General features: G+C 76.4%; 6 protein-coding genes and 1 pseudogene. 4 read left to right on the top strand and 3 right to left on the bottom strand.

The features are described from left to right. The first annotated feature begins 296 nt into the window (after nt 1–296). The gene (locus VM95_RS13940; protein ID WP_045696235.1) at nt 297–1,322 is read left to right on the top strand and encodes a LacI family DNA-binding transcriptional regulator; all 1,026 of its coding nucleotides are present in this window, start codon (nt 297–299) and stop codon (nt 1,320–1,322) included. A 52-nt stretch (nt 1,323–1,374) separates the two neighbouring features. Here the strand turns inward: VM95_RS13940 and VM95_RS45775 are convergent, their stop codons facing one another. Beyond that, nucleotides 1,375–1,728: a hypothetical protein gene (locus tag VM95_RS45775; protein WP_279616826.1), complete on the bottom strand. Its 354-nt coding sequence runs from the start codon at nt 1,726–1,728 to the stop codon at nt 1,375–1,377. A gap of 35 nt (nt 1,729–1,763) precedes the next feature. Here VM95_RS45775 and VM95_RS45770 point away from each other — a divergent pair. The 3 genes and pseudogenes from VM95_RS45770 to VM95_RS42545 all read left to right on the top strand — a co-directional run. Then, nucleotides 1,764–1,808, top strand: a pseudogene (locus VM95_RS45770) (hypothetical protein); the annotation flags it as partial. Between the two features lie 616 nt (nt 1,809–2,424). Next, entirely contained in the window at nt 2,425–3,345 is a 921-nt protein-coding gene (locus VM95_RS43255) for an NADP-dependent oxidoreductase (protein WP_045696231.1), read from the top strand. Between the two features lie 509 nt (nt 3,346–3,854). Continuing rightward, on the top strand, nt 3,855–4,589 hold the full coding sequence (locus VM95_RS42545; RefSeq protein ID WP_045696228.1) for a hypothetical protein: 735 nt from the start codon (nt 3,855–3,857) through the stop codon (nt 4,587–4,589). Between the two features lie 15 nt (nt 4,590–4,604). Here the strand turns inward: VM95_RS42545 and VM95_RS13920 are convergent, their stop codons facing one another. Both VM95_RS13920 and xylB read right to left on the bottom strand, forming a co-directional pair. Further along, a complete protein-coding gene (locus tag VM95_RS13920; RefSeq protein ID WP_078859867.1) occupies nt 4,605–5,762 on the bottom strand; it encodes an ROK family transcriptional regulator in 1,158 nt (385 codons plus the stop codon). Nucleotides 5,763–5,834: 72 nt separating this feature from the next. Continuing rightward, nucleotides 5,835–7,265 (bottom strand): xylulokinase, encoded by a 1,431-nt coding sequence (gene xylB, locus VM95_RS13915; RefSeq protein ID WP_045696225.1) that lies wholly within the window; start codon nt 7,263–7,265, stop codon nt 5,835–5,837. Nucleotides 7,266–7,303 lie beyond the last annotated feature (38 nt).

Below are 7,303 nucleotides of genomic sequence, written 5' to 3'. Positions count from 1 at the left end.
GGCGAAAGCTGGAAGCGCTTCCAATTGCCAGATGATTGAGCCGATCCGAACCGGTGTCAAGGCATCCGTCACAGGTCTCGAACACACCGTCAAGAATGCTTGGCCACAGCCGTAGTTCAGTCGCAGGCCGGCCGAATCCGTCGCTCGCCCGGCGGAACGGCCCACCTGGCCCTGGAGTGTGGAAGCGCTTCCGAAAAGCGGAGCCAGAGGGCCGGCCGATCGCCCCGGGGCACCGGATGCCTGTGGAACCATGGTCCGGAGAACGCCCGCCGGCAGCAGGAGGATCGACGATCGCGATGGAGACGTCCCCACGACGCCAGCCGACACTGGACGAGGTCGCCGCCCGGGCCGGGGTCTCCCGCACGGCGGCGTCCCGCGTCATCAACAACGTGCCGCACGTGAGCGCGGCCAAGCGCGCCGCGGTGGAGCGGGCCGTCCGCGAGCTGGGCTACGTGCCGAACCCGACCGCGCGGGCGCTGGCGACCCGGCGCGCCGGGTCGGTCGTGCTGGCGGTGTCCAGCGAGGAACCCGGGCTGTTCGCCGACCCGTTCTTCGCCGAGGTCACGGTGGGGGTCAGCTCCTTCCTCGACCGGACGGACCTGGAACTGGTCCTGCTGCTGGCCGACACGCCCCGCGGCAAGGAGCGCCTGCGGCGCATCCTGAGCTCCCACCGGACCGACGGCCTCATGCTGATGGCCGTGCGCGGCGACGATCCGCTGGGCCGGCTGGCCGAGGAGACGGACCTTCCGGTGGTCTTCGGCGGCCTGCCGATGACCGGCACGCCCCGGTGGTACGTGGACGCGGACAACCGGGGCGGCGCGCGCCTGGCCGTCGAGCACCTGGTGCGCGACGGCCGCCGTAACCTCGCGATGATCACCGGTCAGGTCGACCTGCAGGCCGCCGTCGCCCGGGAACAGGGCTTCCGCGAGGCGCTGCTGCTGACCGGCCTGACTCCCGCGGGCGTGGCGCCGGGCGGCTTCACCCAGGCCGGCGGCGAGGCCGCGATGGAACGGCTGCTCGCGGACCGGCCGGACATCGACGGGGTGTTCGCGGCCAACGACGACATGGCGCTGGGAGCGCTGCGCGCCCTGCGCCGGCACGGCCGGCGCGTCCCCGAGGACGTCGCCGTCGTCGGCTTCGACGACCTCGCCAGCGCCCTCTACGCCGACCCGCCGCTGACGACCGTGCACCAACCGGTGCGCGCGCTCGGACTGGAGCTGGCCCGGATGCTCGCCGCCGTCATCGAGGGCCAGGACCCGAGCCCGCTCGTCCTGCCCACCCGCCTGACCGTCCGCGAATCCGCGCCGCCCGTCTCCGGCTGACACCGCGCCGATGGAGCCGCTGCGGAAGCGCTTCCAGCCCGGCCAACCGTCGTCACGACCGCGCCCCGCCCCGGTGCACGGCGGCGACCTCGCCGAGATCTCCCGCCCGATCGACCCGCTCGGCCTCGACCACGACAACCCGACCGTCGTCTCCCATCTGGCGAGCAGCGAGTGCCTCCCCCGCCACCACGGCCACGGCGGCGGCGCGTCCGCGCCCTGGCCCGGCGCCGAGGACGTCGCGTTCCACCTCGCCGACGAGGACGTCACCGCCATGGGCTGGCCGATCGACCCCACCGGCCTGTCCGAGACCCTGCTCGCCCTGCACCGCGCGTTCGGCCTGCCGCTGTTCGTCTCCGAGAACGGCGCCGCCTTCGTGGACACCGTCTCGCCCGACGGCACCGTCCACGACCCCGACCACCTCGGCGCGACCACCTCGGCGCGATCGCCGACGCCATCGACGCCGGCGCCGACATCCGCGGCTACTACCTCGGCTCCCTGCTCGACAACTTCGAGTGGGCCCACGGCTACGACAAGCGCTTCGGACCCAGGTCGGCGGCCCGGCCGACCGGCTCGCCGCGTGCTGACCGCCCGGCAGCATCCCGGGCCCGCCGCGGTCGCGGCGGGCCCGTTCGCAGGTGCTGGAACGGGAAGTCGGCGGGGCCGACTTCCCGCGTGGCTCAGTCGTCCGCCTGGTCGGCCTCGGCCCCCGCCGGCTCCTCGTCGGGCTCCTCGTTGGGCTCCTCGGCCGGCGCCGCGCTCGGATCGGCTTTCCCACCGGTCATGTCGGGCATGGCTGCTCCCCTCTCCATGTCATCGGGCAGGTGCGGCCGGGAAGTCGGCCGCCCCTGGAGGATGCGGGAGGGCGGCCGTCGTCGGCCAGCCGCTGAACAGCCCTGTGGACGTTCGGCTCCCGCACGGCCGCCCCACCGGTCGGACGGGCCTCGGCCCCCGGCCGCGGCTGTCGCCGGTCCGGCGGGCCCGGACCGCTCAGACGGCGGTGCGCGGGTGCCGGGCGTCCGGTGTCGGCATAGCGTGGCCGACTGCGCCCGCTCGCCCGGTGGCGGTGCGCGAGGCCGAACACCGGCTCCTTGGAGGTCGATTCATGCGCGCGGTGACCTACGACGCGTTCGCCCCGGACAACTCCCGGCTGAAGTACGGCGAGGTGCCCGACGCGAAGGTCGGTCCCGGTCAGGTGCTGATCCAGGTCCGGGCCGCGTCCGTCAACCCGGTCGACTGGAAGGTCATGGCGGGCGGTCTGGGCGGCATGATGGACACGGTCTTCCCCGCCATCCCCGGCTGGGACGTGGCCGGCGTGGTCACCCGCACCGGCCCCGACACGCCCGAGTTCGCCCCGGGGGACGAGGTAATGGCCTACGCCCGCAAGGACGCGGTGCAGGCCGGCACCTTCGCCGAGTACGTCGCGGTCGCCGCGCCCGCGGTGGCGCGCAAGCCCGCCGGACTCGACTGGGCGCAGGCAGCCGGGCTACCGCTGGCGGGCCTCACCGCGCTGCGCAGCCTGGACCGGCTCGGGGTCGGCCCCGCCGACGTCCTGCTGGTGCACGGCGCCGCCGGCGGCGTGGGCAGCCTCGCGGTGCAGCTCGGCCGCGACCGCGGCGCCCGGGTGATCGGCACCGCCTCCGAGCGCAACCACGCGTACCTCCGCGAGCTGGGCGCCGAACCGGTGACGTACGGGGACGGCCTGGCCGAGCGGGTGCGTACGCTGGCGCCCGGCGGTGTGTCGGCCGTCGCGGACTTCGTCGGCGGCCAGCTGGAGACGACGCTCGCCGTGCTCGCCGACGGCGGGCGCCACATCTCGATCGCCGACCCCGGCGTGGCGCAGCACGGCGGCCACTGGATCTGGGTCCGGCCGGACGGCGCGAAGCTCGCCGAACTCGCGGCGGTGGTGGACCGCGGCGCGCTGACCGTCGAGGTCGCCCGGACCTTCCCCCTGGAGCGGACGGCCGAGGCCTTCGACGCCAGCCGCACCGGGCACACCCGGGGGAAGCTGGTCGTCGTGCCGTGACCCGTGCCCCCGCCCGCCGCCGGGAGCGCAGGGCACCGGGGCCCGACCTAGGTGTACTGACCACGGAGGTTGGTGACGGGGTTCACGGCGTGGTGATCTTGAAATGAGTGAGGGCCTGACAACGCCGCCCTCAAGCCCCGGGCGGCCCTGCACTACGAGACCAGCCAGATGCTGAGCCACGGTCTGACCGGCGGCATCGGTGACGTGCTGCACCCGCGCGGAGTGCCCTCGCGGGCGGCGTACGAGCTGATCGGCTCGGCCTACGGGCACATCGAGGCGTGCGCGCCGTTCCTCGAGGGCGGACGGGTCGTCAGCGAGGTCGCCGTGGTCGTCGACCCCGCTCTCGGCGACAACCCCGGCGCGAGCACCATGGGCGCCGTCCGGACCCTGCAGCAGCTCCGCGCGCAGTTCGACGTGGTCCCGCCCACGGCCGACCTGGGCGGCTACCGGGCCGTCGTGGTGCCGGAGAGCACCCCCGTCGACGACGACCTGGCCGAGCGCCTGGGCGCGTGCCGCCGGGCCGGGGCGCCGTGCTGCTGGTCGGGCCCTCGCTGCTCAGGAACGGCACCGAGCCGACCCTGCCGGAGCTCCCGGTCGAGGGCCTGGCCCCGGCTCCGGCCGGCGAGGTCTTCCTCGCCTGCGCGGGCGTGCCCGGTGCACCGGAGGACTTCCCGGTCGTCAGCCACGGCGCCCGGCTGGCCGCCCGGGCGCTGCCCGGCGCCGAGGTGCTGGCCCGGATCGTGGCGCCCTACTTCCCCCGCTCCCGGGACCGCTTCTGCGGCCACTCCTACACGCCCCCGGCCGACCCGACCGACGAGGCGGCCGTCGTCGTCGGCGACGGGGTGGCCGCGGTGACCGTGTCGCTGCTGGAGGCCTTCCACGAGCACGGCCTGGAGACGTACCGCCAGCTGCTCGGCGCCGCGCTGGACCGGCTGCTGCCGGACCCGCTCGTCCGCGCGGGCGGGCCGGTCCACCTGGAGACCACCGTCGTCCGGACCGCCACCAGCACCGTGGTGCACCTGATCAGCTTCCTGCCGTCCCGGGAGGCCCCCGAGCTGGACCTGGTGCACGACGCGTTCCCGCTGGTCGACGTGCCCGTCGCGATCCGGCTCGCGGACGCGCCGCGCTCGGTGCGGCTGCAGCCCGCCGGGCGGGAGCCGGCCTGGGAGCACGACGGCGAGTACGTCCACGTGCGGGTCACCACCACGGACGGGCACGCGATGGTCGTGGTCGAGCACGACTGACCGGAGCCGCCCGGGTCACCCCGCCGGCAGCAGGGTCGGGTCCGCCATGATCCGGCGGACCGTCGTCAGCGCCGCGCCCAGCAGCGGACCGCGCCGGCCCAGGGCGGACGGGCGCAGTGCCTCCGGCGCCCAGGGCCGCAGGGTGACCCGGGCGGCCAACTCGGCGCGGACGGCGGGCAGCAGCCAGTCGGCGAGGTCGGCGTAGGCGCCGCCGAGGACGAGGCCGTCCGGGTCGATGAGGTCGACGGCCGAGGTGAGGGCGAGGCCCAGAGCACTGCCCGCGCGCTCCAGCGCCGCCAGGGTCGGCGGGTGCCCGGCGAGCGCCCGTTCGGCGAGCAGGGCGACGGCGTCGCCCGGGCCGTACTGCGCGAGACCGGCCTCGCGCAGCACGGCCGCCTCGCCGGCGTACTGCTCCAGGCAGCCGCGGGCGCCGCAGGCGCAGCCGGGGCCGTCCGGGTGGACGGGGAGGTGGCCGAGTTCGCCGGCGAAGCCCCGGGCGCCGCGGAACAGCCGCCCGTCGATGACCAGGGCGGCGCCGACCCCGGTCCCGGCGGAGACGTGCACGAAGGTCTCCGCGGGCTGCCCGGCGTTCCAGTAATCGGCCAGCGCGCCGAGGTTGGCCTCGTTCTCCGGTTCGGGCACGGTGTCCGCGTCCGGCCAGTGGTCGGCGAGCCGGACGCCGCGCCAGCCGAGGTTGGGCGCGCGCTCGACCAGTCCGCCGGGTTCGTTCGGCACCACACCCGGCACGGCCAGGATCCGGCCGTCGACGCGCAGCCCGAGGGCGGCGGCCTCGGCCTCCGCCGCGGCGGCCAGCGCGGCGACCTCCGCCAGCACCTCCCCGGCGGGCCGGCCCGCGTTGGCCCGTTCCTCCCGGCGCCACACCCGTGGCTCGCCCCTCAGGTCCACCACGCACGCGCCGAGGTGGCCGACGCCGATCTCCAGGCCGAGGCCCGCGGGGCCCTGGCCGCTCAGGGCCAGCGCCCGTCCGGGGCGGCCGGGGCGGCCGCTGGCGGTGGCCGCCGCCTCGGTCACCGCGCCGCGCCCGATCAGCTCGTCGACCAGCGAGGAGACGGCCGCCCTGGTCAGGCCGACGCGTCCGGCGACGTCCGCCCGGGAGAGCGGGCTGTGCGCCGCGACCGCGCCGAGGACCACCGCGAGGTTCTGCCGGCGCATGTCCTGTTGCGACGCGGGCCCGTTCGAAGCGCTCCTGCCCGCCCTGCCGACCACCGTCACGCGCTGCTCCTCCTACCGGTCCTCGGCCGGAGCGCCCTGCAAGGCCCCGGCCCGACGCAGGGTATCGCCGATCCGCGCCAGCGCGTCCTCGTCCTTCCGCACCGGCTCCAGCACCGGGCCGTGGGCCGTCCGCCAGCGGCGGGCGACGGCGTCGGCGCTCTCGCCGGTGAGCAGCGCGGCCGCCTGGGCGGCGGCGCCTAGCGCGACCAGTTCCCCCGCGTCGGGCACCTGGACGGCCCGGCCGGAGAGCCGCAGGACGGTCCGCTGCCAGGCCCGGCCGCGGGCGCCGCCGCCGATCAGCAGCAGCGGTTCGTCGCCCGCCGGGTCGGCGCCGCCCGCGCGCAGCACGTCGTCCAGGGCGGTGAGCAGGGCGTGGGCGGCGCCGTCGTAGGCGGCCTGGAGCAGCTGGCCCGGGGTGGTGTCGTGGCGCAGCCCGTGGACGAGGCCGGAGGCGCCCGGGAGGTCGGGGGTGCGTTCGCCGTCGAGGTAGGGCAGGACGACGGCGGTGCCGCCCTCCTCGACCTCGTCGCGGTCGCGGCCGAGCAGCGCGGCGAAGCGGTCGACGGCGAGGGTGCAGTTGAGCGTGCAGGCGAGCGGCAGCCAGCCGCCGAGGGCGTCGGCGAAGCCGGCGACGGTGCCGCTCGGGTCGGCCGGCCTGGTGCGGCCGACGGCGTAGACCGTCCCGGAGGTGCCGAGGCTGAGCACCGGCTGGCCGGGGCGCAGGCCCAGCCCGAGGGCGGCGGCCATGTTGTCGCCGGTTCCGGTGGCCACCGGTGCGCCCGCGCGCAGCGCCGTCCCGGGGCGTACGACGCCGGCCCGGGCGCCCGGGGCGAGGACCTGCGGCAGCAGGGCCGGGTCGAGTCCGATGCGGTCGAGGATGTCCTTGTCGTAGCCGTCCGGGCCCCACCAGCCGGTTCCCGAGGCGTCGCCGCGGTCGGTGGCCGCCTGCCCGGTCAGCCGCTCGGTCAGGTAGTCGTGCGGGAGGCGGACGGCGGCGACGCGCTCGGCGGCGGCGGGGTCCTCGGCGCGCAGCCAGGCCCACTTGGGCGCGGTGAAGGCGGCGGTGTGCACGCTGCCGGTGCGACGGGCGAGTTCGGCGGCGCCGATCGCGGCCTTCAGTTCGTCGGCCTGGGGCGCCGAGCGGACGTCGTTCCAGAGCAGGGCGGGGCGGACCGGCACGCCGGAGGTGTCGAGGGTGACCAGGCCGTGCTGCTGGCCGGCGATCGAGACGGCGGCCGCGCGGTCGGCCCAGCCGGTCGCCGCCGCGGCCTCGCCGAGCGCCCGCCACCACTGCTCGGGATCGCTCTCACGGCCGGCGCCCGTACTGACGTCGTGCGGGGCGCGGCCCTGGCCGAGGACGGCACCGGTGTCGAGGTCGACGGCGAGGGCCTTGGTGGACTGCGTGGAGCTGTCGAAGCCGATCACGACGCGTTGCTCAGCCATGCGTTCCTCCAGGGGGTTCCTTCTGACGTTTCGGCATA

The organism is Streptomyces rubellomurinus (genome assembly GCF_000961885.1).
Classification (GTDB): domain Bacteria; phylum Actinomycetota; class Actinomycetes; order Streptomycetales; family Streptomycetaceae; genus Kitasatospora; species Kitasatospora rubellomurina.
This window is presented reverse-complemented; position numbering and strand designations above follow the sequence as displayed.